At 61.3% G+C, this 24,822-nt stretch carries 26 protein-coding genes; 10 read left to right on the plus strand and 16 right to left on the minus strand.

The features are described 5' to 3' along the window. Positions 1-92 precede the first annotated feature (92 nt). On the plus strand, positions 93-371 hold the full coding sequence (locus tag CAF79_RS08325) for a DUF1145 domain-containing protein (RefSeq protein ID WP_085697419.1): 279 nt from the start codon (positions 93-95) through the stop codon (positions 369-371). Continuing rightward, positions 364-1,122 carry a collagen-like protein gene (locus CAF79_RS08330; RefSeq protein WP_085697420.1) on the plus strand — a complete coding sequence of 253 codons (759 nt, stop codon included), beginning with the start codon at positions 364-366 and terminating at the stop codon, positions 1,120-1,122. Before CAF79_RS08325 ends, CAF79_RS08330 begins: the two co-directional genes overlap by 8 nt. Positions 1,123-1,253: 131 nt before the next feature. Here the strand turns inward: CAF79_RS08330 and CAF79_RS08335 are convergent, their stop codons facing one another. Next, a complete protein-coding gene (locus CAF79_RS08335) occupies positions 1,254-1,718 on the minus strand; it encodes a CopD family protein (RefSeq protein WP_085697421.1) in 465 nt (154 codons plus the stop codon). Between the two features lie 99 nt (positions 1,719-1,817). On the opposite strand from CAF79_RS08335, the gene dinG reads away from it, so the two are divergent. From dinG to pdxH, 5 genes are all read left to right on the plus strand, one after another. Continuing rightward, the gene (dinG, locus tag CAF79_RS08340; protein ID WP_007952008.1) at positions 1,818-3,962 is read left to right on the plus strand and encodes an ATP-dependent DNA helicase DinG; all 2,145 of its coding nucleotides are present in this window, start codon (positions 1,818-1,820) and stop codon (positions 3,960-3,962) included. Positions 3,963-4,057: 95 nt separating this feature from the next. Beyond that, positions 4,058-6,538 (plus strand): beta-galactosidase, encoded by a 2,481-nt coding sequence (locus CAF79_RS08345; RefSeq protein WP_085697422.1) that lies wholly within the window; start codon positions 4,058-4,060, stop codon positions 6,536-6,538. A gap of 106 nt (positions 6,539-6,644) precedes the next feature. Then, positions 6,645-7,790: a serine hydrolase domain-containing protein gene (locus CAF79_RS08350; RefSeq protein WP_085697423.1), complete on the plus strand. Its 1,146-nt coding sequence runs from the start codon at positions 6,645-6,647 to the stop codon at positions 7,788-7,790. 113 nt (positions 7,791-7,903) lie between these two features. Beyond that, positions 7,904-9,007, plus strand: coding sequence for an OmpA family protein (locus CAF79_RS08355; protein ID WP_085697424.1), 1,104 nt, complete (start codon positions 7,904-7,906; stop codon positions 9,005-9,007). A gap of 24 nt (positions 9,008-9,031) precedes the next feature. Beyond that, a complete protein-coding gene (pdxH, locus tag CAF79_RS08360) occupies positions 9,032-9,679 on the plus strand; it encodes a pyridoxamine 5'-phosphate oxidase (RefSeq protein WP_085697425.1) in 648 nt (215 codons plus the stop codon). 5 nt (positions 9,680-9,684) lie between these two features. Here pdxH and CAF79_RS08365 read toward each other — a convergent pair whose 3' ends face one another. Next, entirely contained in the window at positions 9,685-9,921 is a 237-nt protein-coding gene (locus tag CAF79_RS08365) for a hypothetical protein (protein ID WP_039771369.1), read from the minus strand. A 166-nt stretch (positions 9,922-10,087) separates the two neighbouring features. Between CAF79_RS08365 and CAF79_RS08370 the strand changes: the two genes are divergently transcribed. After that, positions 10,088-10,552, plus strand: coding sequence for a glycine zipper 2TM domain-containing protein (locus CAF79_RS08370; protein ID WP_007969461.1), 465 nt, complete (start codon positions 10,088-10,090; stop codon positions 10,550-10,552). Positions 10,553-10,726: 174 nt separating this feature from the next. Here CAF79_RS08370 and CAF79_RS08375 read toward each other — a convergent pair whose 3' ends face one another. The 3 genes from CAF79_RS08375 to nhaA form a co-directional block, all read right to left on the minus strand. Further along, a complete protein-coding gene (locus tag CAF79_RS08375) occupies positions 10,727-11,467 on the minus strand; it encodes a zeta toxin family protein (protein WP_085697426.1) in 741 nt (246 codons plus the stop codon). Further along, positions 11,464-11,733: a hypothetical protein gene (locus CAF79_RS08380; protein ID WP_085697427.1), complete on the minus strand. Its 270-nt coding sequence runs from the start codon at positions 11,731-11,733 to the stop codon at positions 11,464-11,466. The genes CAF79_RS08375 and CAF79_RS08380 overlap by 4 nt, the downstream gene beginning before the upstream one ends. Positions 11,734-11,932: 199 nt before the next feature. Further along, entirely contained in the window at positions 11,933-13,120 is a 1,188-nt protein-coding gene (gene nhaA / locus CAF79_RS08385) for a Na+/H+ antiporter NhaA (protein WP_085697428.1), read from the minus strand. A gap of 246 nt (positions 13,121-13,366) precedes the next feature. Between nhaA and CAF79_RS08390 the strand changes: the two genes are divergently transcribed. Continuing rightward, complete coding sequence (locus CAF79_RS08390) at positions 13,367-14,461, plus strand: PLP-dependent cysteine synthase family protein (RefSeq protein ID WP_085697429.1); 1,095 nt, start codon at positions 13,367-13,369, stop codon at positions 14,459-14,461. Between the two features lie 65 nt (positions 14,462-14,526). Here CAF79_RS08390 and CAF79_RS08395 read toward each other — a convergent pair whose 3' ends face one another. From CAF79_RS08395 to CAF79_RS08405, 3 genes are all read right to left on the minus strand, one after another. Next, positions 14,527-16,140, minus strand: a complete 1,614-nt coding sequence (locus CAF79_RS08395; protein ID WP_085697430.1) for an NAD(P)/FAD-dependent oxidoreductase — start codon at positions 16,138-16,140, stop codon at positions 14,527-14,529. 95 nt (positions 16,141-16,235) lie between these two features. After that, positions 16,236-16,889: a COG3650 family protein gene (locus CAF79_RS08400; protein ID WP_085697431.1), complete on the minus strand. Its 654-nt coding sequence runs from the start codon at positions 16,887-16,889 to the stop codon at positions 16,236-16,238. Positions 16,890-16,948: 59 nt separating this feature from the next. Continuing rightward, positions 16,949-17,548, minus strand: coding sequence for a short chain dehydrogenase (locus CAF79_RS08405; RefSeq protein ID WP_085697432.1), 600 nt, complete (start codon positions 17,546-17,548; stop codon positions 16,949-16,951). Between the two features lie 103 nt (positions 17,549-17,651). Here CAF79_RS08405 and CAF79_RS08410 point away from each other — a divergent pair, with 103 nt between their 5' ends. Further along, positions 17,652-18,560, plus strand: a complete 909-nt coding sequence (locus tag CAF79_RS08410) for a LysR family transcriptional regulator (RefSeq protein ID WP_085683276.1) — start codon at positions 17,652-17,654, stop codon at positions 18,558-18,560. Here the strand turns inward: CAF79_RS08410 and CAF79_RS08415 are convergent. From CAF79_RS08415 to livH, 8 genes are all read right to left on the minus strand, one after another. Then, positions 18,509-19,024: a DoxX family protein gene (locus tag CAF79_RS08415; protein WP_085697433.1), complete on the minus strand. Its 516-nt coding sequence runs from the start codon at positions 19,022-19,024 to the stop codon at positions 18,509-18,511. The genes CAF79_RS08410 and CAF79_RS08415 overlap by 52 nt on opposite strands. Continuing rightward, positions 19,021-19,779, minus strand: a complete 759-nt coding sequence (locus tag CAF79_RS08420) for a DUF2063 domain-containing protein (RefSeq protein ID WP_085697434.1) — start codon at positions 19,777-19,779, stop codon at positions 19,021-19,023. The genes CAF79_RS08415 and CAF79_RS08420 overlap by 4 nt, the downstream gene beginning before the upstream one ends. Beyond that, a complete protein-coding gene (locus CAF79_RS08425; protein WP_085697435.1) occupies positions 19,776-20,663 on the minus strand; it encodes a DUF692 domain-containing protein in 888 nt (295 codons plus the stop codon). The genes CAF79_RS08420 and CAF79_RS08425 overlap by 4 nt, the downstream gene beginning before the upstream one ends. A gap of 25 nt (positions 20,664-20,688) precedes the next feature. After that, positions 20,689-20,997, minus strand: coding sequence for a DUF2282 domain-containing protein (locus CAF79_RS08430; protein ID WP_085697436.1), 309 nt, complete (start codon positions 20,995-20,997; stop codon positions 20,689-20,691). A gap of 158 nt (positions 20,998-21,155) precedes the next feature. Beyond that, positions 21,156-21,857: an ABC transporter ATP-binding protein gene (locus tag CAF79_RS08435; RefSeq protein WP_003222380.1), complete on the minus strand. Its 702-nt coding sequence runs from the start codon at positions 21,855-21,857 to the stop codon at positions 21,156-21,158. Then, a complete protein-coding gene (livG, locus tag CAF79_RS08440) occupies positions 21,858-22,625 on the minus strand; it encodes a high-affinity branched-chain amino acid ABC transporter ATP-binding protein LivG (protein ID WP_085697437.1) in 768 nt (255 codons plus the stop codon). Then, complete coding sequence (locus CAF79_RS08445) at positions 22,622-23,878, minus strand: high-affinity branched-chain amino acid ABC transporter permease LivM (RefSeq protein ID WP_085697438.1); 1,257 nt, start codon at positions 23,876-23,878, stop codon at positions 22,622-22,624. The genes livG and CAF79_RS08445 overlap by 4 nt, the downstream gene beginning before the upstream one ends. Beyond that, positions 23,875-24,798 (minus strand): high-affinity branched-chain amino acid ABC transporter permease LivH, encoded by a 924-nt coding sequence (gene livH, locus CAF79_RS08450; RefSeq protein WP_007959165.1) that lies wholly within the window; start codon positions 24,796-24,798, stop codon positions 23,875-23,877. Before livH ends, CAF79_RS08445 begins: the two co-directional genes overlap by 4 nt. Positions 24,799-24,822 lie beyond the last annotated feature (24 nt).

Consider the following 24,822-nt stretch of genomic DNA (forward strand, 5'->3'; position numbering starts at 1 on the left):
CGGACCGGTTTTTTTCATTTTCCCCTCTGGCTTATCCCCTGCAGAAGCCGTTACTGTGCGCCCAAAGAATAATTCGCAACACGGGGGAGCGTATGAAGGTGTTCTGTGGGCTGGGGCGATTGTTGACCCTGCTGTTCTGCTGCGTGGTGCTGGCCAATCAGCTGGTGCCGTTTGTTCATCCGCTGCACCTGATGGTCAATCTGGCCGCCGGTCTGCTGCTGGCGATCCACCTACTCGAAGTGCTGCTGTGCAATCGCAGCCTCAAGGGTCGTCCGCACCCCTGGCGTGATCGTGGCCGCATCCTGTTGTTCGGCGTATTCCACCTGCAAACCATCCCGGCCCCGGCCGCTCCGGAGGCTTCCCATGCGTAAACTCTGCCTGCTCGCTGCATTCATCAGTCCCCTGGCCTGCGCCCAGGTGGTCAGCGTCGAAACCAACTCCCTCATGCGTCTGCCGAACACCGCCAGCACCTTGCAGCTGGAAAAACTGGTGGTCGCCGATTACGGCACCTTGCTGATTCCTTCGAACGTGACCGAACTGAATGTCGGCGAATTGCAGCTGGGCCACGAAGCGCGCATTGCCATCGTGCCGAGCGAACAGGCGCTGGATATGAAAGTCATCCGCGCCGAACTCGCCGAAGGCAGCCAGATCACCGCGCGTGGCGCGCCGGGGACGTACGAAAAAGCCGCCCGCGCCGGGCGCAATCTGAATCTGCAATTCAAAGCGTTGAATGCGCCGAAACTGGTGGTCGATGCCCGTGGCGGTACCGGTGCGCCGGGTTTTGTCGGGCTCGATGGCGCCAACGGTCAGGAGCCGGGTTGCACCTGGGGTCAGGCAGGGCGCGGTTTTGATGGCAGCAACGGTAGCGACGGTCAGCCAGGGGCGCCGGGCGCACTGGTGCGTCTTGAAGTGCCGCGGGAATTTCCGGCCGAGCTGATCAAGGTCGAAGTCGCCGGCGGTGCCGGTGGTCCGGCCGGTCCTGGGGGCAAGCCGGGTGCGGGTGGCAAGTCCAAGGGCTGTCTGGTCTATCGTGCCGATGGTGGCAAGAGCGGCAAACCGGGGGCCGACGGACAGCCGGGGCCTGCGGGGGCGGCGGGGTCTGTCACCGTACAGCGCCTCTGACCGATTGATCGTTCCCACGCTCTGCGTGGGAATGCCTCAAGGGACGCTCCGCGTCCAGTGACGCGGAGCGTCACGGGCTGCATTCCCACGCAGACGGTCGACGCCTCGACGTGGGAACGACCAGCATCACTTCAGAACGACGGTCGCGCTGCGGCCACCGCCACCAGCACCATCCCGACCAGCAGATTGAACCCCACCACCTTGCGAATCCGCCCCAGCACCGCCGCACCGGCCGGCCAGTCCTTCGCCTGCACCGCCGTGCGCAGTTCCGGCAGCATCAATGCCTGAATGCGGATGAACAGCGCAGTCATCACCACATACAACCCCATCATCACTTGCACGTAACGCGGCGCGTTATCGAAGGCGATGTGTTGCAGATGCAACATGCCGACTCCGGTCACCGGCAGCAAAATCACCGCCCCCCACACCCAACGAAAAAAACCTTGAAACACTTCCACCCAGAGCGTCAGGCGCCCGGGACCGTCCAGCGCCTTCATCGCCGCAGGACGCAGCACCATCCAGGCGAAAAACATACCGCCGACCCACACCAGCGCGGCCAGTACATGGATGGGGTAAACGAGGCTAAAAGGTGTCATTGGGGTACTCCGTTCTGCGCGGGATCGATTCGCGGGGTATGATAGCCCCCCATTCGAACCACTGAAAATTTATCCAGCGTTTTTTGCGCCCGACACTCAATGATCAGCACTGAACTCAAAACCACGATCCAGGGCGCCTACTCGCGTTTTCTAGAGGCCAAGAGCCTCAAGCCGCGTTACGGCCAGCGCCTGATGATCGCTGAAGTCGCCAAGGTCCTCGGGGATATCGACACCGATGACGAAGGCCGGCGCAGTGGGGACCCCGCGATTGTCGCGGTGGAAGCCGGCACCGGCACCGGCAAGACCGTGGCCTACAGCCTGGCCGCGATCCCGACGGCGAAACTGGCCGGCAAACGCCTGGTGATCGCCACCGCCACCGTCGCCCTGCAAGAGCAGATCGTCTACAAGGACTTGCCCGACCTGATGCGCAACAGCGGGCTGAACTTCAGCTTCGCCCTGGCCAAGGGCCGTGGCCGCTACATGTGCCTGTCCAAGCTCGACATGCTGCTGCAGGAAGGCCATGCCCAGACCGCCACCGCCCAGTTGTTCGAAGAAGAAGGCTTCAAGATCGAGGTCGATGAGGCCAGTCAGAAGCTGTTCACCAGCATGATCGAGAAGCTCGCCGGCAATAAATGGGACGGCGACCGCGACAGCTGGCCCAACGCGCTGGAAGACGCCGATTGGGCGCGCCTGACCACCGATCACAGCCAGTGCACCAACCGGCATTGCCCGAACTTCGGCCAGTGCGCCTTCTACAAGGCCCGCGAAGGCATGGGCAAAGTCGACGTGATCGTCACCAACCACGACATGGTGCTGGCCGACCTGGCGCTGGGTGGCGGGGCGGTATTGCCCGATCCGCGCGACACCATTTATGTGTTCGACGAAGGCCATCACCTGCCGGACAAGGCCATCGGCCACTTCGCCCATTACACGCGCCTGCGTTCCACCGCCGACTGGCTGGAAACCACCGCCAAGAACCTCACCAAACTGCTGGCCCAGCACCCGCTGCCGGGTGACCTCGGCAAGCTGATCGAGCAGGTGCCGGAGCTGGCGCGGGAGATCAAGACCCAGCAGCAGTTCATGTTCACCGCCTGCGAACAGATTGCCGATTTCAAGCCCGGCGAAGACGTCGAGGGCCGCGAACGCCCGCGTCATCGCTTCATCGGCGGGGTGATTCCCGAACACATGCGCGAGATGGGCATCGAGCTGAAAAAAGGCTTCGCCCGCCTCAACGATCTGTTCACCCGCCTGACGGATCTGCTCAAGGAAGGCATGGACGGCGAGGTCAACATCGGCATCGCCAGCAATCAGGCCGAAGAATGGTATCCACTGTTCGGCAGCCTGTTGTCCCGTGCCTCCGGCAACTGGGAACTGTGGACCGCATTCACCGCCGAAGACCCGGAAGACAACCCGCCGATGGCCCGCTGGCTGACCCTGGCCGAAAGCGGTTCGCTGTTCGATATCGAGGTCAACGCCAGCCCGATCCTCGCCGCCGAAACCCTGCGCCGCAGTCTGTGGAACGTGGCCTACGGCTGCCTGGTGACTTCCGCGACCTTGACCGCGCTCGGCACGTTCGATCGCTTCCGCATGCGCGCCGGCCTGCCGAAAAAAGCCGTCACCGCCGTGGTGCCGAGCCCGTTCCATCATGCCGACGCCGGAGTGTTGCGGGTGCCGGACCTCAAGGCCGACCCGCGCGATGCCGCCGCCCACACCGCCGCGATCATCCGCGATCTGCCGGAACTGGTGGAAGGCTCTCGCGGCAGTCTGGTGTTGTTCTCGTCGCGCAAACAAATGCAGGACGTGTTCGACGGCCTTGACCGTGACTGGCGCAAGCAAGTGTTCATTCAGGGCAACCTGTCGAAGCAGGAAACCCTGAACAAGCACAAGGCGCGGGTCGATGGCGGCGATTCCAGCGTGCTGTTCGGTCTTGCCAGTTTCGCCGAGGGTGTGGACTTGCCAGGGGCCTACTGCGAGCACGTGGTGATCGCCAAGATCCCGTTCTCGGTGCCGGACGATCCGGTCGAAGCCGCGTTGTCTGAATGGATCGAAGCCCGGGGCGGCAATCCGTTCATGGAGATCTCGGTGCCCGACGCCTCGCTGAAGCTGGTTCAGGCCTGTGGTCGTCTGCTGCGCACCGAAGAAGACCGCGGCACCATCACTTTGCTGGATCGGCGACTGGTCACCCAGCGCTACGGCAAGGCGATCCTCAATGCGTTGCCTCCTTTCCGTCGTGAAATATCCTGAGACATCGGTGGGCAGTTTTGCCCGCCGCGCTGTCTATCTCTCTGTCATTGCTTTTCCATTGGCCCTTGTGGGTCGTTAGGGAGAATTCCGTTCTCATGATTCGTCGTTCGTTGCCTGCCATTTTTGCCCTGGTTTTCGCTGGCCCCTTGCTGGCGGCACCTGCCGGCCAGCAGACCCTGTTCAACTTTGTCCGCCCCGCCGATGTGGTGAAAGTGGCGACCGAAAACGCCGACCTGCCGCAAGCCAATGCCGAGCAGACCCCGGAAGGTGAAGTGCTGCGCCGGGTGACGTTCAATCCGACGGCCCGCCCGACCTTGCGTCTGTCCCCACAGACCGGTGCCTGGGACTGGTCGCAGTCCGGCATGATGAGCCTGCGCATCCAGAGTGCAATGAACTGGGCGGTGACCGTCTACGTACAAATCCAGAGTAACGACGGCAAGACCCTGGTCAGCCGCGTTGATCTGCCGGCCGGCCCGGCGCAGACCTTGCTGGTGCCATTGACCGCGACCTCGCCACTGAGCCAGGGCATGAAGGCCGGGCCAGCGATGCCGATGACGATTGACGGGCAGCGCATCCTGCTGGCGAGCAGCAGCGGTGAGCTGGATCGCAGCCAGGTGGTATCGGTCAGCCTGTCGATGGACCAGCCGAAAGCCGCGCAAAGTCTGTTGCTTGAGCGTTTTGGCGTGCAGGACGAAGGTGAGGTGATCAAATCCGCCTACGGCAATCTGGTGGATGCCTATGGCCAATCGACTCGCGGTAAGTGGCCGGAAAAAGTCGCCAACGACGAACAACTGAAATCCGCCGCCGCCAAAGAACAGCAACAACTGAAAACCTGGCTGGCCGAGCGCGAAAAGTCGTCGCTGGACAAGTTCGGTGGCTGGAATAAAGGCCCGGCGTTCAAGGCCAGCGGTTTCTTCCGCACCGAAAAGCGTGACGGCCGCTGGTATCTGGTGACGCCCGAGGGCCATCCGTTCTATTCCCTGGGCGTAAACACTGTCAGCCCCGAGGTCAACCAGACCTACGTGGCCGGTCGCGAATACATGTTCGAATCCCTGCCCAAACCTGAAGAGCCGCTGGCCAGCCACTTTGGCGAAGGTGACAACCGTGGCGGTAACGGTGTCGATCAGGGCCGTGGTTACAATTTCGGGCGCTGGTACGACTTCTACGGCGCCAACCTTCAGCGCCTGTATGGCGAGCCGTGCATCCCGGACAGCGGCAACAAGGCCGGAGTGGCCGAAGCCGCCAAGGCTGGCGCCGCGGAAGAGGTGGCAACCAACGCCAGTGCACCGGTAGCCGCCTCCGAACAGCCGAAAACCGGGGTTGCCGAGTCGGCTGCCACCACCGGGCAAAGCGTAGCGACACCGTGCAAAAACACGGTCGACGAACAAAAGTGGGCCAGCCACACCCTTGATCGCCTGCAAGCCTGGGGCTTCAACACCATCGGTAACTGGAGCGCCCCCGTCCTTGGTGACGCCGAGCGCATGCCGTACACCTTGCCGCTGTCAATCGTCGGCGACTACACCAGCATCAGCACCGGCACCGACTGGTGGGGCGGCATGCCTGACCCGTTTGATCCACGTTTCGCCATGGCCACCGAGCGCGCCGTGGCGATTGCCGCCCGCGATCATCGCGATGATCCGTGGCTGATCGGTTACTTCGCCGACAACGAACTGGCCTGGGCCGGCCCCGGAGATGATCCGAAATCTCGCTACGCGCTGGCCTACGGCACCTTGAAAATGACTACAGACGTGCCGGCCAAACGTGCGTTCCTCAAGCAGTTGCGCGACAAGTACCGCAACCAGGCGGGGCTGTCGAAGGCCTGGGGCATTGATCTGCCGGCGTGGGAATTGATGGAAGACCCGGGTTTCGAAGCGCCGCTGCCGAATCCTGAGCATCCGGAAATCGAGGCCGACTTCAAATACTTCCAGAAGGTCTTCGCCGACACCTACTTCAAGACCATTTCCGACTCGCTGAAATGGCACGCGCCGAACCAGTTGCTGCTCGGCGGCCGTTTCGCCACCAGCACCCCGGAAGCCGTGGCCTCCTGCGCCCAGTATTGCGACGTGCTGAGTTTCAACATGTACACCCTGCAACCGCAGGACGGCTATGACTTTGCCGCGTTGCGCAGCCTCGACAAACCGGTGCTGATCACCGAATTCAATTTCGGCTCCACCGACCGTGGCCCGTTCTGGGGCGGCGTGACCCCGTTGAGCAAGGAAGAAGATCGCGGTCCGGCCTACGCCAACTTCCTCAAGCAGGCGCTGAGCGAGCCGTCGATTGTCGGCGTGCACTGGTTCCAGTATCTGGATCAACCGGTGACCGGCCGCCTGCTCGATGGCGAGAACGGTCACTTTGGTCTGGTTGGCGTCACTGATCTGCCGTTCCAGGGTTTTGTCGAAGCCGTGCGCAAGAGCAACCTGGCGACCGTCGATCAGTTGAACAAAGAGGCGCAAAAAGCGGCTGCCGCATCGGACAAGGCTGGCCACGAAGCCGAAGGCGGCCGCAAGGCTGACGCCGGCAAAGGCCCGGGGCAGGGCGCTGGCCACAGCGGCGGGCATTCCGGCAACGGTCACTGATCGTTACGAAACCTGAAGACCGCCCGGCCCGCAGCAGTTCCCAAAACCCTCACGGGCTGGAACAATGCGGGCCACTTTGTAGAGCGTTTTCGCGGGGGAGTTGCGGGTGCAGATTCAGGGACATTACGAGCTTCAATTCGAAGCGGTGCGCGAAGCCTTCGCCGCACTGTTCGACGATCCCCAGGAACGCGGCGCCGCGTTGTGCATCCGGGTTGGCGGGGAAACCGTCCTTGACCTCTGGTCCGGTACCGCCGACAAGGACGGCGCCGAGGCCTGGCACAGCGACACCATCGCCAACCTGTTCTCCTGCACCAAGACCTTCACCGCCGTCACCGCGCTGCAACTGGTTGCCGAAGGCAAGTTGCAGCTCGATGCGCCAGTCGCCCGTTACTGGCCGGAATTCGCTGCCGCCGGCAAGGAATCCGTCACCCTGCGCCAATTGCTTTGCCATCAGGCCGGTCTGCCGGCCCTGCGCGAATTGCTGGCACCTGAAGCGCTGTACGACTGGCAAACCATGGTCAACGCCCTCGCGGCCGAAGCACCGTGGTGGACGCCGGGCACCGGTCATGGCTATGCCGCGATCACTTACGGCTGGCTGATCGGCGAATTGCTGCGGCGCGCCGACGGTCGCGGGCCGGGGGAATCGATTGTGGCGCGGGTCGCCAAACCGCTGGGGCTGGATTTCCATGTCGGTCTGGCCGACGAAGAATTCCATCGCGTGGCGCACATCGCCCGGGGCAAGGGCAACACCGGTGATGCGGCCGCCCAGCGCCTGCTGCAAGTGACCATGCGTGAGCCGACAGCCATGACCACCCGGGCCTTCACCAATCCGCCGTCGGTGCTCACCAGCACCAACAAGCCGGAATGGCGGCGCATGCAGCAACCAGCGGCCAACGGCCACGGCAATGCCCGCAGTCTGGCAGGGTTCTACGCCGGTCTGCTCGACGGCAGCCTGCTGGAAAGCGAAATGCTCGACGAATTGACCCGTGAACACAGCCTCGGCGAGGACAAGACCTTGCTGACCCGCACCCGTTTCGGTCTCGGCTGCATGCTCGATCAACCCGACGTGCCGAATGCCACTTACGGCCTCGGCCCGCGTGCATTCGGGCATCCGGGTGCCGGCGGTTCCATCGGTTTTGCTGATCCGGAGCACGATGTGGCCTTTGGATTTGTGACAAGTACACTGGGGCCGTACGTCTTGATGGATCCGCGCGCGCAGAAGCTGGCGCGGGTACTTGCCACTTGTCTGTAAAGCGTCGCCCGAGGTTCCAGGGCCGGAACCTCATGGCGATTTTCGTTTCAAAGCGTCTGTTTATCCGGGCGAAAGTCCTCTGATTGTTCACTAATTCTTTTTGTGGGTTTCCAATGTCGTCCAAACAAACTCTCGCCCTGGCCCTGTGTTTCGCAATCACCGGTTGTGCACAGACTCCGAAGAACGACGCCGATGGCGGCAGCTGGTGGCCGTTCGGTTCTTCCGACAAAGTCGCCGCCAAGGAGCCGGCTCCGGCACCTGCACCGTTGAAACCGGCTGCTGCCGCGCCGGTGGCCAAGGCCGAGAGCAGCAACCCCTGGTACTGGCCGTTTGGCTCGGACGACTCGGCGGACAAGGCTGAAGTGAAAGCTGAAGCCAAGCCCGAGGCAAAACCGGTCGAAGTCGCCAAGGCTGAGGCCGACAAGGGCGGCAAATGGTGGTGGCCGTTTGGCGGCAAGGAGCACGACACGGCCAAAGTCGTGCCGATGCCCGATCCGAAAGTGACTCAGGCCTGGCTGGATGATTACGAGCCGCGCCTGCGCACCGCGATCAAGGACAGCAACCTGCAACTCGAGCGTCGTGAAAACGTACTGGTCGTAACCGCGCCGGTGGAAGGCTCGTTCAACCCGGATCGCCCGGCGATGCTGTTGCCGGTAACCCTCGGCCCGTTCACCCGCGTGGCGAAAATCCTTGAAGCCGACCCGAAAACCGCCGTACTGGTGCTCGGTCACAGTGACACCACCGGTGCCGCTCCGGCCAACATCAAGCTGAGCCAGGAACGTGCCCAGGCGGTGGCGGCGATCTTCCGTCTCAGCGGTCTGCAGCGTGATCGCCTGATGCTGCGCGGCATGGGTTCCGAAGCACCGCGCGCCGCCAACGACAGCGTTGAAGGCCGTGCCCTCAACCGTCGTGTCGAACTGCTGGTGACCCCGCAGAACACCATGGTTGCGCTGCTGAGCAAGTACAACATGCCAGCACCGAAGCCAGTGACCATGGTCGCCGCTCAGGACGTCAAGCCTGCCGCCAAACCGGTGACCCCGGCGCCGGCTGCGAAGAAGGCCGCCGTACCGGCCACCAAAAAGGCCCCGGCCAAGAAAGCTGCTGCCAAGGCTCCAGCGAAGAAGGCCCCGGCCAAGGCTCCGGCGAAAAAGACCGCGCCCGCCAAAGCTGCCGCAACCGACAAGAAAGTCGCTGCGACCGATACCACCAAAAAGTGATCCGCTAACGAAAAGGAATGCGCCGTGACCCAGTCTCTGGCAGATATGCGTCGTGATTACACCCGGGACGGCCTGACCGAGGCGCAAGCCCCGGCCGAGCCCTTTGCGTTGTTTCACCAGTGGTTTGCCGAAGCGGTGAAAACCGAACAGGCGCCAGTGGAAGCCAACGCGATGACCCTGGCCACGGTGGATGCGGAAGGCCGTCCGCATTGCCGCATTCTGCTGCTCAAGGGGCTGGACGAGCAGGGCTTCACCTTCTTCACCAACTACGAGAGTGCCAAGGGCCAGCATCTGGCCGCGAATCCGTTCGCGGCCATGACGTTCTTCTGGCCGACCCTGGAGCGCCAGGTGCGCATCGAAGGACGGGTGGTGAAGGTCTCGCCTGAAGAGTCCGACGCGTATTATCAGGTGCGACCGCTGGGCAGCCGACTGGGCGCCTGGGCTTCACCGCAGAGCCGGGTGATCAACGGCCGGGGTGAACTGGAAGACTTGCTCAAGGCGACCGAACAGCGCTTCACCGACACTCAGCCTCACTGCCCGGAACACTGGGGCGGTTACCGCTTGCTCCCCGAACGCATCGAGTTCTGGCAGGGCCGCGCGAGCCGTTTGCACGATCGCCTCAACTACCGTGTGCAGGGCGCCGAGTGGATTCTTGAACGTCTGGCACCCTGAGCAGTCTACCGAGCGGGATAACCTGCCGCAGCGGCCTCAAGCCACTTCGGCAGGTCCCGGCGCTTGATCTTCTGTGCCTGAGCCTGCTCCAGCCGTTCGAGCATGAACGCGCGTTTGCCTTCATCCTTGCCGGCCAGTGACAAGGCCAGATCGCGATCCATCCAGCGTTTGATCCGCACATACAGCCACCAGTGGAAATACAGGCCGGCGGCGGTGGTGACGACAATGATGAAGTAATCCATGGAAATCCTTGGGTCGACGGCGCAGGAAATGGAATTTGGCGCTACTGTTGGGTGAGTTCGCGGGTGCCTGTACCGGACCTGAATGAAAGCAACTTTATCCGGGCCACGTCGTGACAGGCGTCAAGCTGCGGAGTTTAATGAATACCTGTCCTTTGGAGTTGATGCTATGCGTAAGTCTGTTCTGCTGGTTGCTTCCTTTTCCACGATGGCGATGTTGCTGACCGGCTGCCAGTCGAGCCTGACCGGTGACTCCTACTCCCGTGACGAAGCGCGTCGCGTGCAGACGATTCGCATGGGCACCATCGAATCCCTGCGTCCGGTGAAAATCGAAGGCACCAAGACCCCGATCGGCGGCGCCGCCGGTGCAGTGGTCGGCGGTGTCGGCGGCAGCGCTATCGGCGGCGGTAAAGGCAGCATCGTTGCAGCCGTTATCGGTGCCGTGGCCGGCGGCCTGATCGGTTCGGCCACTGAAGAAGGCCTGACCCGCACTCAAGGTGTCGAAATCACCGTGCGCGAAGACGACGGCAGCATGCGCGCCTACGTGCAGCAGGTTCAGGAAAATGAAGTGTTCCGCGTCGGTGAGCGGGTACGGATTTCGACTGTCGGCGGGACCAGCCGCGTTTCGCACTAAGCGCAAACGAGCGGTAAAGGAAAACCCCGATCAGGTGACTGGTCGGGGTTTTTGTTTGGTGTTCAGCAGGGATCGCGATAGACGAATGCGATTTGGTAGGACGTATCTTTAAAGGCGTGGGGGATTTTCGACGTGAATAAGGGCCGACATTAAGAGAAGTCGAAGGCTTGTGATCTAGATCAGTTTATCGAGTACGAACTCTTTAAACCAAGGTGGCTGTACGTCTGATTTAATTTCAATCAGCTCCCCGTCCGTAATCTCTGCTACATGTGTCAGTCCTTCGCTACCTTCGTCGGAGTTATCAAAGATATAGGCTCTGTTCGAGGTGAGGATTGCGTCCGATAGAAGCGCCAGAGATCTCCAATAACGCTTTCGTATCTTTTCAGGAGGAACGTTGTGACCACCCTGCGATACGCGATAGGCAACCCTGGCAACATTGATTTCCGGGTCGGCTGTTGCAACGTAATAGACGTAAACCCTATACCCGGATCTCTGGGCTTCGTAGAGCAAATCGACCTTGTCTGAGGAGGACATTACAGTTTCGAACGTAAAACTGATTTTCTCTTTGATCAGAGAACGCCGTATGAAGTCGGAGAGAGCGGAGGCTACATATGAGTCGATTTGAGTATCCGAGAAGCTGAGCCTGTCACCTTCAATCGCAATCGAATCCAATTTTGCCAATGACTCCGGAGCTTTTTTCAGCAGGGCGTGGCTGCGGAAAAAGTCGAAAATGTCATTTTTGTGAGATTCGATGCGATAGGTGGTGAAATCAAAATATCCAGTGTCTTTGATTGCACGCTCTATATCATCCGGGTTTATGTAATTGCCTAATAGATGCGCAGGAACCAACCGATTAAAGGTGCTTTTTCCTGATCCATTTGGTCCGGCGAATATACGTATCCTCGGTGTGCTCAAGAAACGACCTGTTTAGACAGTTTGCTGATGTGCAGGCGAGTCCCGCTTTTCAGGTTTCCATAGGTGCCGATCGAACGCAGTGCGACTGAAGACTTTTCTGTCACTTCAAACAACTGACCATCTTTGGCGACAAGCACCGCAGCCCCATTGGCAAGTGCCATTTTGTAGGCGTTATTGAACGCTTTCAGGGCAATGTCCGGAATATAAGATTCCTGCACGGCGATCTGACTGTCCGTCATTGGGCGCTTTTCTGCTTTGCGTGACATGGAAAACTCCGAAAAAACGTTCTGGGGTAACGCTGCTGTCAACAGAAGATATAGCACACTTGAAAGGCTCAGGTTAAGCGCTGCGAGCAGCACCAACGGGACACTTACCAACGGTTTGCAGGGGGCTGGAGCCCAATCATGTGTGTGAATCTTTCATTGAATCCTGGGCCTTCCAGCGAGAGGCGCCGTAATGATCGTGTTAACTGCTTTGAGTGGATCTTTTTCTGCTCGCCGCCAACGTCACCGCATAACCGATCAATGCCGCGAACACCGAACCGGTGAGAATGCCCATCCGGTCCATCCCGGCGTATTCACTGGCACCCGGCACGAAGGCGAGGGAGCCGACAAACAGGCTCATGGTGAAGCCGATCCCGCAGAGCATCGCCACGCCCAGCACCTGACCCCAATTGGCGTTCTGGGGCAGGGCGGCGATGCCGGATTTGACGGCGAGCCAGGTCAGGCCGAACACGCCGATGGTCTTGCCCAGCAGCAGGCCGACGGCGATGCCCATCGGAACGTGGTGGGTGAAGCTTTCGGCGGTCACGCCGGTCAGCGACAGGCCGGCGTTGGCGAAGGCGAACAGCGGCAGGATGCCGTAGGCGACCCACGGGTGCAGCGCGTGTTCGAGGGTCAGCAGTGGCGAAGGCTCGGCATTCCTGGTGCGCAGCGGAATGCAGAAAGCCAGGGTCACACCCGCCAGCGTCGCGTGAACACCGCTCTTGAGCACGCAGACCCAGAGGATCAACCCGATGATCATGTATGGCCCGAGCTTGACCACCCCGAGCCGGTTCATCGCCACCAGCGCCGCGATGCACGCGGCAGCGAGGCCCAGCGACAGGGTCGAGAGCTCGCCGGAGTAGAAGATCGCAATGATCACGATGGCGCCGAGGTCGTCGATGATGGCCAATGTCATCAGGAACAGCTTCAGCGACACCGGCACGCGCTTGCCGAGCAAGGCCAGCACGCCGAGGGCGAAGGCAATGTCGGTGGCGGTCGGAATGGCCCAGCCGTCGAGGGCGGCCGGGTTGTCACGGTTGAGGAACCAGTAGATCAGCGCCGGCACCAGCATGCCGCCGATGGCCGCCGCGCCGGGCAGGACGATCTGCGACGGTTTCGACAACTGGCCGTCGAGCACTTCGCGCTTCACTTCCAGGCCGATCAGCAGGAAGAACAGCGCCATCAGACCGTCGTTGATCCACAGCAGCAGGGGCTTGGCGATCTTCAACGCGCCGATCTGCGCCACCACCGGAGTGTCGAGCAGGCCGCTGTACAACCACGACAGCGGCGAGTTGTTGATGATTAGAGCCAGGATGGCCGCGGCGATCAGTAACAGACCGCTGGCAGCTTCCAACTGAAAGAAACGCGTGAAAGTGCTACGCAGAGGCAAGGTCGCTCTCCATCGATAAAGTCAAAAGGTGGCACACCCTAACCCGTACTGTTAGTTGTTAAAACAAAATTTATATTCTTTTTTGTTATATATGGTTACAAGGCGTATGCCAGACCTGCAGCAGAGCCTAGCAGTTGCCAAAGGTATTGAAGCTCAGCTGTATCTGTCAGTGCTGTAGGTTTTTTCCTAAGCTTGGGGGCTGAGCCTGTGAAGGCACTTTTGCCCGATTCAATGAGAACGACAGCCATGAGCGACAACCGACAGTGGGCCCGCGAAGCCATCCGGATCATCGAAGCGGACTTCCAGCGCAGCGCCGACACTCACTTGATCCCCTTGCCGCTGCCAGGGTTTGCGGGCATCGAGTTGTACTTCAAGGATGAATCCAGCCACCCGACCGGTAGCCTCAAGCATCGGCTGGCCCGTTCGCTGTTTCTCTACGCCTTGTGTAACGGCTGGCTGAAACCCGGCGCGCCGGTGATCGAGGCGTCCAGCGGTTCGACGGCGATTTCCGAAGCGTACTTCGCGCGGATGCTCGGCCTGCCGTTCATTGCGGTGATGCCGGCGACCACGTCCAGGGAAAAGATCGCGCAGATTGCGTTCTACGGTGGCCAGAGTCATCTGGTGCAAGACCCGACGCAGATATACGCCGAGTCCGAACGCCTGGCCCGCGAGCACGACGGTCATTTCATCGACCAGTTCACCTACGCCGAGCGCGCCACGGACTGGCGGGCGAACAACAACATCGCCGAGTCGATCTTCCAGCAGATGCGCTACGAGCAACACCCGTGCCCCACCTGGTTGATTTCCAGCCCCGGCACTGGCGGCACCACCGCGACCCTCGGCCGTTACGTGCGTTATCGCCAGCACTGCACCCGTGTGCTCTGCGCCGACGCCGAGCGTTCGGTGTTCTTCGACTACTACCAGACCGGCGACGCGAGTTTGCGGCTGGATCACGGTTCGCGGATCGAAGGTATCGGCCGGCCACGGGTAGAAGCGTCGTTCCTGCCGAAGGTGATCGACGCGATGGTCAAGGTGCCGGACGCCTTGTCGCTGGCGGCCATGCATTACCTGGCGCAGCGTCTGGGCCGGCATGTGGGCGGGTCGAGCGGGACCAACCTGATCGGTGCGTTGATGGCGGCGCAGCAGATGAAAGCGGCGGGGGAGTCGGGGTCGATCGTGGCGATCCTGTGCGATGGCGGCGAGCGCTATGCGGACACCTACTACGATCAGGCGTGGCTCAAGGCGCAGGGTTATGAGCTGGAGGGATTGATAGCGGTCGTGGCGGCGAGTGCCGAACGGGGTGAGGCGCTGCCGGCCAGCGTATTACGCGCCAATATCTGACGCCGAATACCCCTCTGGGAGCAAGCTCGCTCCCACAGGGGTTGTGTCACTTCAAAGCTTGTTTATCAGGCTTCGAGGCCCAGGATGTCTCGTGCCACGGCTTCCGCAATCCGAATCCCGTCCACACCCGCCGACAGAATCCCGCCCGCATAACCCGCGCCTTCGCCGGCCGGGAACAGACCTTTGACGTTCATGCTCTGCAGCGCCTCGTTACGCGTGATGCGCAGCGGTGACGAGGTGCGGGTCTCGATTCCCGTCAGCACCGCATCGTGCAGTGAATAACCGCGAATCTGTTTCTCGAACGCCGGCAATGCTTCACGAATGGCTTCGATGGCAAATTCCGGCAGCGCCAGGGCCAGATCGCCCAGAGCGACGCCCGGTTTGTATGACGGCTCGACTTCGCCCAACTCGGTCGAAGGAATGCCATTGATGAAGTCGCCGACCAATTGCGCCGGCGCCTTGTAGTCGCTGCCGCCGAGGATGAAAGCGTGGGATTCCAGACGTTCCTGCAACTCGATCCCGGCCAGCGGGCCGCCCGGATAATCGACTTCCGGGGTGATGCCGACAACGATGCCGGAGTTGGCGTTACGCTCGTTACGCGAGTACTGGCTCATGCCGTTGGTGACTACGCGGTTCGGCTCGGAAGTCGCCGCCACCACCGTGCCGCCCGGGCACATGCAGAAGCTGTAGACCGAACGGCCGTTTTTGGCGTGGTGCACCAGTTTGTAGTCGGCAGCGCCGAGTTTCGGGTGACCGGCGTATTTGCCCAGTCGCGCGCGGTCGATCAGCGATTGCGGGTGCTCGATGCGGAAACCCACCGAGAACGGCTTGGCTTCCATGAACACACCACGGCTGTGGAGCATGCGGAAAGTGTCGCGGGCACTGTGGCCCAGCGCCAGAATCACGTGTTTCGAATGCAGGATCTCGCCGCTGGCCAGTTCGACGCCGACCAGTTGGCCGTCCTCGATCAGCACGTCGGTGACACGCTCCTGGAAGCGTACTTCACCGCCCAGAGCGCGGATTTCTTCACGCATGGTCTCGACCATGCCGGTCAGACGGAACGTACCGATGTGCGGCTTGCTGACGTAAAGAATTTCTTCCGGCGCGCCGGCCTTCACGAATTCATGCAGAACCTTGCGGCCGAGGAATTTCGGATCCTTGATCTGGCTGTACAGCTTGCCGTCGGAGAACGTGCCCGCGCCGCCTTCGCCGAACTGCACGTTGGACTCGGGGTTGAGCACGCTTTTACGCCACAGGCCCCAGGTGTCCTTGGTGCGCTGGCGCACTTCGGTGCCGCGCTCGAGGATGATCGGCTTGAAGCCCATCTGCGCCAGCAACAGGCCGGCGAAGATCCCGCACGGGCCGAACCCGACCACGATCGGGCGCTGGCTCAGGTCGCTTGGCGCCTGGCCGACGAATTTGTAGCTGACATCCGGCGCCATGTTGACGTTACGGTCGTCGGCGAACTTGCCCAGCACTTTGGCCTCGTCGCGCACTTCGAGGTCGATGGTGTAGATGAAGCACAGTTCGGAGGACTTTTTGCGCGCATCGTAGCTGCGCTTGAACAAGGTGAAATCGAGCAGGTCATCGCTGGCGATGCCCAGGCGTTGCACGATGGCAGCGCGCAGGTCTTCGTCGGGATGGTCGATCGGCAGCTTGAGTTCGGTGATTCGTAACATGACAGGATCCGGTTCGCGGGGCGCACAACTGCGCCAGGGCGTTTGAAGGCGGCGATTATAAGCCGCAACGGCCGGATCTCGTGAGGGTAAAACGATCAGTCGTTACGTGAACCGCCGAAATACCCGCAACCGCGCTGTACCATGCCGTCGATACGCAACTCGGCGCTCATGTGCTGCACGCTGCCGGTGTTGCTGTCGACGCAGCGCTGCGGCGCTACCCACAACTCGATGCGCTGGTTGTTGGCTTCGCTGCTGAGGTTGAAACGACCGTCGCCCAGTTGCTCTTCGACGTAGGGCACGGCGAGTGGTGGCTGGCCTTCGCGGTCGATGACCAGGCCCTTGCCGCTGACCTTGACGTTCCATTCCGGACCATGGCCGGCGGCGCGCAGGATCAGCTGTTTGAAGTTGGGGTCGTCACAGGCAGTGCCGGAACGTTCGACGCGATAGAGCTGCGTCAGGTCGAGGCGGTCGCCGGCGATCTTTCCGCGCACGTCTGCGAACAACTTGCCCTGTTGATCGGCCAAGGTGGCGGCCTCTTGCAGGATGCTGGTGCCGCCGATGTCATTGACCACGTACTGGCGCTGCTCGCCGCACGCCTGGAACACCAGTTTGCCGTCGGCAGCGGTCAGTTGTCCCTGCATCCGCGTCTGGCCGACGTGGGAGGCACTTTCCCGCGCACCATCGAACAACTGGCACGCGGCAAACAACGGGAGCAGGGCAACAACGATCAGGGAACGGGCAACACGCATCTTTGGCTCTCCAGACAAGTGTCGCCACGTTACGCAGGCTGACCGTTCATCACAAGGGTTTAGCCCACGTGAAATGTCTGACCTGTCTGCAAGCCTTCGACACTTTTGGCGTAGGCCAATGCCACATCCGCCGCAGGAACCGGCTTGTAGCCACGGAAGTACGGGGCGTAATTGCCCATGGCTTCCACCAGCACGGTCGGGCTGATCGAGTTGACGCGCAGACCGCGTGGCAGCTCGATGGCCGCTGCGCGGACGAAACTGTCGAGCGCGCCGTTGACCAGTGCCGCCGACGCGCCGCTGCGGATCGGATCGTGGCTGAGCACGCCGGTGGTGAAGGTGAAGGATGCGCCGTCGTTGGCGAATTCGCGGCCGATCAACAGCAGATTGACCTGGCCCATCAACTTGTCTTTCAGGCCGAGGGCGAAGCTGTCTTCGGTCATTTCACCCAGCGGGGCGAAGGTTACGTTGCCGGCGGCACACACCAGCGCGTCGAACTTGCCGGTCTGTTCGAACAATTTGCGAATCGATGCGCTGTCGCTGATATCCACCTGGAAATCGCCGCTGTTGCGGCCGATACGAATGACTTCATGACGCTGCGACAGCTCTTTGTCCACCGCCGAACCGATGGTGCCGCCGGCGCCGATCAACAGAATTTTCATCGTGATTGCCTCAAGTGATTGAACGAGGTTTCAGTCTAGAGTGGTTTTTTCTGCGGATAAGCGCACTAATGGGCAACCTTTGGTTTTCAAATGGAAACAATCCATGAGCGAGATGGATGATCTGGCGGCGTTCGCGGTGTTGATCGAGGCCGGCAGTTTTACCCTGGCGGCGCAGCAATTGGGGTGCAGCAAGGGGCAGCTGTCCAAGCGTATCAGTCAGCTGGAGGCGCGTTTTTCCGTGGTGTTGCTGCAACGTACGACGCGTCGGCTGAGCCTGACCGCGGCCGGTGCGGCGTTGTTGCCACAGGCACAGGCGCTTGTAGTCCAGGTAGAGCGAGCGCGTCAGGCATTGGCACGATTGAAGGACGACATGGCTGGCCCGGTGCGTATGACGGTTCCGGTGTCGCTGGGAGAAACGTTCTTCGACGGTCTGCTGTTGGACTTCTCGCAGAAATACCCCGAAGTGCAGATCGAACTGGAGCTGAACAACAGCTACCGCGACCTGTCCCGCGACGGCTTCGATCTGGCGATTCGCACCGAGGTCGCCAATGACGAGCGACTGGTGGCCAGGCCGCTGCTGGCCTGGCAGGAAATGACCTGCGCCAGCCCCGCCTATCTGGAACGTTTTGGTGAACCACTGACGCCGCAGGCACTGGCCGAACACCGTTGCCTGCTCAACAGTCATTACAGCGGTCGCGAGGAATGGCTTTATCACCAGCAACACGAACTGCTGCGGGTGCGGGTGTCGGGACCGTTCGCCAGCAATCACTACAACCTGTTGAAGAAAGCCGCATTGGCCGGCGCCGGGATCGCTCGCCTGCCGTCCTATCTGTTGCAGGCGGAATTGGCTGACGGCCGATTGCGCTGGCTCCTTCGCGATTTTCAGACCCGTCGCATGCCGATGTACCTGGTGCACCCTTATCAGGGGGGATTACCGAAACGTACTCAGGTGCTGGCGGATTACCTGATCGGCTGGTTCAAACTCAGCGGCGAAGCGCTGGACCGGTTGTAGTGCCTGGCGATCAAGTGATCGATCGACACTTTGCCCGGCCCGGTGGCCATCAGGTACAGGAGAACCGCTGCCCAGGTGCCGTGAGTCGGGTAGGCGTCGGGGTAGACGAATAGCTCGATGACCAGCGTCATGCCCAGCAAGGCCAGCGCTGAAAACCGTGTGGCGAAGCCGATCAGGATCAGCATCGGGAAGAAGTGCTCGGCAAACGCCGCCATGTGCGCGGCGATGTCCGGCGACAGCAACGGCACGTGGTATTCGCTCTGGAACAGCGGAATCGTCGAGTCCGCCAGATGCGGCCAGCCAATCTGGAATGTTCCGTCGATCAGGTCGATGGCCAGGCCCTCGACCTTGGTCTGTCCGGATTTCCAGAACACCGCCGCGATGGAAAAACGCGCGATGAAGGCGATCAGGCTGTGTGGGATTTTTTCCAGCAGCGCGATGGCGCGCGCAACGAGACTGTTCATGACGACACCTTTGGATAGAAATGAGTGATGACTTGGCGGTTGATCAGCAGGGCGAGGGTCTGGCTGAGGTCGAAGGCTTCGGCGGACTCCAGCGCCTGCGTGAGTGACAGGCCGGCCTTGAGGTGGCGAATGAACTGGCCGGCGCCGCGATCCACGGCGAACACCTCGACCTCCAGTCCGTTGCGCAGAATCAACGCGTGTTGGGCGTGAAGAGGATCGATCCCGGCCAGTGTGGCGTCGTGCTGATGCGCGGCCCAGATGTTCACTACGGCGAAGCTTGAATCGAGCAGATGCAGCGAAGGGTGCAGGCCGATGCGCAGTTCATTCAGCGCATCGGCATCTGCAAACACGGCGGCGATCCGCTCCTGACTCAAAGGCAAAGCATCGGCCGCGTGATAAGCCAGCGTGCGCAAGCGTTCCAGCCGCGCGACGTCGGCCAGATAGGGGACGCTCGCGGCAGGTTCGAATCTGCTGATGAAGTCCGCCAGCTCTATGCCGTAGTCGCTCATCAACGGACTGTGTGGCAGATGGCTTTGCACGAAAACGCCGGCCATGGCCTGGAAGAATTCGTCACCCACCAACTGCATCACCACGGGATAGCTGTCGGCCAGTGCGTTGATCAGCGAACCCTGCACGTTGTTGCGGTAGACCGCGAAACGGCTGGCAGGATCGGCGCCGTTGGCGCTGCACAAACCGTCGGGGCAGCGCAGCCCGGTATCGAGCAACGCGGCGCTGAACGCGGTTTGAGTGCTCATGGCCGAGCTCCCGCACCCAGCAACAGCGCATCGGCCTGCTGCGCTTCTGCCAACAGCACGTTAAAGGCCGGCACCTGATTGTCCCGTTCGATCAGCGTCGCCACCGGGCCGACGCGTTCCAGCGCTTGCCGGTACAACGACCAGACGGCTTGATCGATTGGCGCGCCGTGATCGTCGATCAGCAAACGATCACCGAGGCTGTCGGAGTCTTCAGCAAACCCCGCCAGATGAATCTCGCCCACTGCGCGCAGAGGTAGTGCGTCGAGATAGGCCAAGGGATCACGTTGATGGTTGATGCACGAGACGTAGACGTTGTTCACGTCCAGTAACAGGCCGCAGCCACTGCGCCGGACGACTTCACGGATGAAATCCGCTTCGTCGATGGTCGAGCGCTCGAACGCCAGATAGGTTGCCGGGTTTTCCAGGAGCATCGGGCGTTTGAGGATGTTCTGCACCTGATCGATGTGGTCACAGACGCGGTTCAGCGTCGGTGTGTCGTACGCCAGAGGAAGCAAATCATTGAGAAACACCGGGCCATGGCTGGACCAGGCCAGGTGTTCGGAAAAGGATTGGGGTTGATAGCGCTCGATCAGTGCCGCCAGGCGTTTGAGGTGCTGGACATCCAGCGCGCCTTCGGTACCGATAGACAGCCCGACACCGTGCAGCGACAGCGGATACGCCTCGCGGATCAAACCCAGAAAATGATGGAACGGGCCGCCGGCCACCATGTAGTTTTCGGCGTGGACCTCGAAGAATCCGATGTCCGGAAGAGAACCGAGCACTTCACGAAAGTGCCCGGTCTTGAGCCCCAGCCCGGCGCGGGGCGGGAGCCCGGTGAGGGCTGCCCGAGTGCGGGGGGAGGCATGGTCGCAGGAGGTGATCATGTTCGTCACTCGGGCAGGCCGTGGATCAGGACTTGGCCTTGAAGGCTTCCATCTGGCCGAAACCGGTCGGCGAGGTCTTGCTTTCGGTGGTGGTGCAGGTGCCTTTCGGTACGAATTTCCAGGCGTTGGCCTGGTAATCCATTTTCGCTGTGCCTGCGCAGGTGGTGCCGGCGCCGGCGGCGCAGTCGTTATGACCTTTCATGGCCACGCCGAAGCATTTTTCCATGTTGCTGTTGTCGGCGGCCTGAGCGGTCGAAACGGCGGCCATGCTCAGGGCAGAACCGAGGGCCAGAACCAGGGCGGTGGCGGACAGGGTGCGGGTGGTAGCAGTCATGATGTTTCTCCGGTCTTTTACTTGGGTTGAACAAGCGAATGCGCTTGCTTGCCCCACTAGAGAAACGACTTGGCGATGCGTTACAGCGATCGGTAAAAGTTTTTTTCCGGCACAAACAGAAAACGGCCCGAAGGCCGTTTTCTGTTTGCTGCGATCCATCAACCGCCGAGGTACGCCTCGCGTACTTTCGGGTCGGTCAGCAGCGCTTCACCGGTGCCTTGCATGACCACCCGGCCGTTCTCCAGCACGTAGGCGCGGTCAGCGATTTTCAGCGCCTGGTTGGCGTTCTGCTCGACCAGGAACACCGTCACACCGTCCTTGCGCAGCTGTTCGATGATGTCGAAGATCTGCTGGATGATGATCGGTGCCAGGCCCAGCGACGGCTCGTCGAGCAGGAGCAGTTTCGGCTTGCTCATCAGCGCGCGGCCGATGGCGAGCATTTGCTGTTCGCCGCCGGACATGGTGCCGCCACGCTGGTTGAAGCGTTCTTTCAGGCGTGGGAAAAGTCCGAGAACCTTGTCCATCTGTTCCTGATAGTCGCCCTTGTCGGTGAAGAATCCGCCCATGGACAGGTTTTCTTCGACAGTCAGGCGGGCAAACACCCGACGGCCTTCCGGCACCACGGCGATGCTTTTGCGCATGATCTGCGACGAGTCCTGGCCGACCAGTTCCTCACCCATGTAGCGGATGCTGCCACTGTGGGCCTGCGGCGAACCGCACAGCGTCATCAGCAGCGTGGACTTGCCGGCACCGTTGGCGCCGATCAGGGTCACGATCTCGCCCTGGCGGACTTCGACGTTGACGCTGTGCAGGGCCTGGATCTTGCCGTAGAAGGTGGAAACGTTTTCGAACTGCAGCATTTACGCTTCCCCCAGGTAGGCTTTGATCACTTCAGGATTGTCGCGGATCTGTTCCGGCGTGCCGTCGGCCAGAGGCGTGCCCTGGTTGATCACGACGATGTGGTCGGAAATGCTCATGACCAGTTTCATGTCGTGTTCGATCAGCAGCACGGTCACATTGTGCTCTTCACGCAGCACGCTGATCAGCGCCTTGAGGTCTTCGGTTTCCTTCGGGTTCAGGCCGGCGGCCGGTTCGTCGAGCATGAGAATCCGCGGACGGGTCATCATGCAGCGGGCGATTTCCAGGCGACGCTGCTGACCGTAGGCCAGGGTGCCGGCGGGGCGGTTGGCGAACTCTTTCAGGTTGACCTTTTCCAGCCAGTACTCGGCGAACTCCATGGCCTCGCGCTCGCTCTTGCGAAACGCCGGGGTCTTGAACAGGCCGGACAGGAAGTTGGTGTTCAGATGACGGTGCTGGGCGATCAACAGGTTCTCGACCGCCGTCATGTCCTTGAACAACCGCACGTTCTGGAACGTGCGCACCACGCCTTTGAGGGCGATCTTGTGGCCCGGCAGGCCCTGGATCGGCTCGCCGTCCAGCAGGATGCTGCCGCCCGACGGCTGGTAGAAACCGGTCAGGCAGTTGAACACGGTGGTCTTGCCGGCGCCGTTCGGCCCGATCAGTGCCACCACCTGTTTTTCCTTCACGGTCAGGGCCACGCCGTTGACCGCCAGCAGGCCGCCGAAGCGCATGCTCAGATTTTCGACTTTCAGGATCTCGCGGCTCATTTGCGCAGCTCCATGTGAGGACGTTGCATGGGCAGCAGACCTTGAGGTCGCCAGATCATCATCAGCACCATCAGGGCGCCGAACATCAACATGCGGTACTCACTGAACTCACGCATCATTTCCGGCAGCAGGATCATCACCACAGCCGCGAGAATCACGCCCAGCTGCGAGCCCATGCCACCCAGCACCACGATGGCGAGGATGATCGCCGACTCGATGAAGGTGAACGATTCCGGCGTCACCAGACCCTGACGGGCGGCGAAGAAGCTGCCGGCAAAACCGGCGAAGCTCGCGCCCAGGGTGAACGCCGACAGCTTGATCACGGTCGGGTTGAGACCCAGCGCACGGCAGGCAATCTCATCTTCACGCAGTGCTTCCCACGCACGGCCGATCGGCATGCGCAGCAGGCGGTTGATGATGAACAGCGCCGCCAGCGCCAGCAGCAGGGCAACCAGGTAGAGGAAGATCACCTTGTTGATCGAGTTGTATTCCAGGCCGAAGTACTCGTGGAAGGTTTGCAGGCCTTCCGCGGCCTTGCGTTCGAAGGTCAGGCCGAAGAACGTCGGTTTCTCGATGTTGCTGATGCCGTTCGGGCCGCCGGTGATGTCGGTCAGGTTACGCAGGAACAGGCGGATGATTTCCCCGAAACCCAGGGTCACGATCGCCAGATAGTCGCCGCGCAGACGCAATACCGGGAAACCGAGCAGGAAGCCGAACGTCGCCGCCATCAGGCCGGCAATCGGCAGGCAGATCCAGAAGCTCAGGCCGTAGTAGTGCGACAGCAGCGCGTAGCTGTAGGCGCCGACGGCGTAGAAGCCGACGTAACCCAGGTCGAGCAGACCGGCCAGACCGACCACGATGTTCAGGCCCAGGCCGAGCATCACGTAGATCAGGATCAGCGTCGCGATGTCCACCGCGCCACGGGAGCCAAAGAACGGCCACACCAGCGCACCGATGATCAGCGCGATGATGAAGTAGCGCTGGGTGGTCGGCAGGGTCAGGAAGTTGCTGGCCTTGGCCGGGATCAGCGGCATGCCAGGCGACGAACGCCACGCCTTGCTGATCTGCTGGTTGAACAGCACCCGCAGGAACATCAGCACCGAGCAGATGGCGATGGTCGCCAGAATGGCCGGGCTGGTGTTGTGCACTTCCAGGTTGATGCCGACGATGGTCAGTTTCAGTCCCAGTACCGGATAGGCCACGGCCCAGACCAGCAAGGCGCTGAACAGCGCCTGTTTAAGATTCCTGTTCATACTTTCTCAACCTCCGGACGGCCCAGAATGCCGGTCGGACGGAACAACAGCACCAGAACCAACAAGCCGAAAGCCACGACGTCCTTGTACTGGTCGCCGAAGATATCGGCACCAAAGGCTTCCGCCACCCCGAGCACCAGCCCGCCGAGCATGGCGCCGGGGATGCTGCCGATCCCGCCCAGTACCGCAGCGGTGAAGGCCTTGAGGCCGACGAGGAAACCGGCGTTCGGGTTGATCACGCCGTATTGCATGCTCAGCAGCACGGCCGCGACGGCCGCCAGCGCAGCACCGATGACGAAGGTCAGGGCGATGATGTTGTTGGTGTTGATGCCCAGCAGGTTGGCCATCTTGATGTCTTCGGCGCAGGCGCGGCAGGCGCGGCCCAGGCGAGAGCGGGAGATGAACAGCGTGAGGCCGAGCATGGCGATCAGGGTCACCACGAACACCACGATTTGCATGTAGGAAATCAGCACTTCATGTGCGCCACCTGGGCCGAAGGCAAAATTGCCAGGAATCAGGTTGGGGATAGCTTTGTCCTTGGAGTCTTGCGCCAGCAGAACCGTGTTCTGCAGGAAGATCGACATACCGATCGCGGAAATCAGCGGGATCAGACGGTTGCTGCCGCGCAACGGGCGGTAGGCAATGCGTTCGATGCTGTAACCGTAGGAGCTGGTGACGACGATGCTGGCGATGAAAGCCACGGTCATCAACAGCGGGACGCTTTCGAGTCCCATCATGGTCAGCCCGGCGATGGCGATGAACGCCACGTAGGAACCGATCATGTACACCTCGCCGTGGGCGAAGTTGATCATTCCAATGATGCCGTAGACCATCGTGTAGCCGATGGCGATCAGGGCATACATGCTGCCAACGTTCAAGCCGTTAACCAGCTGTTGGAAGAAGTGATAGATGTCAGGCATTACAGCGCTCCTAAAAACCTGATA

Origin of the sequence: Pseudomonas sp. B26(2017), from assembly GCF_002113045.1 — a bacterium.
Classification (GTDB): domain Bacteria; phylum Pseudomonadota; class Gammaproteobacteria; order Pseudomonadales; family Pseudomonadaceae; genus Aquipseudomonas.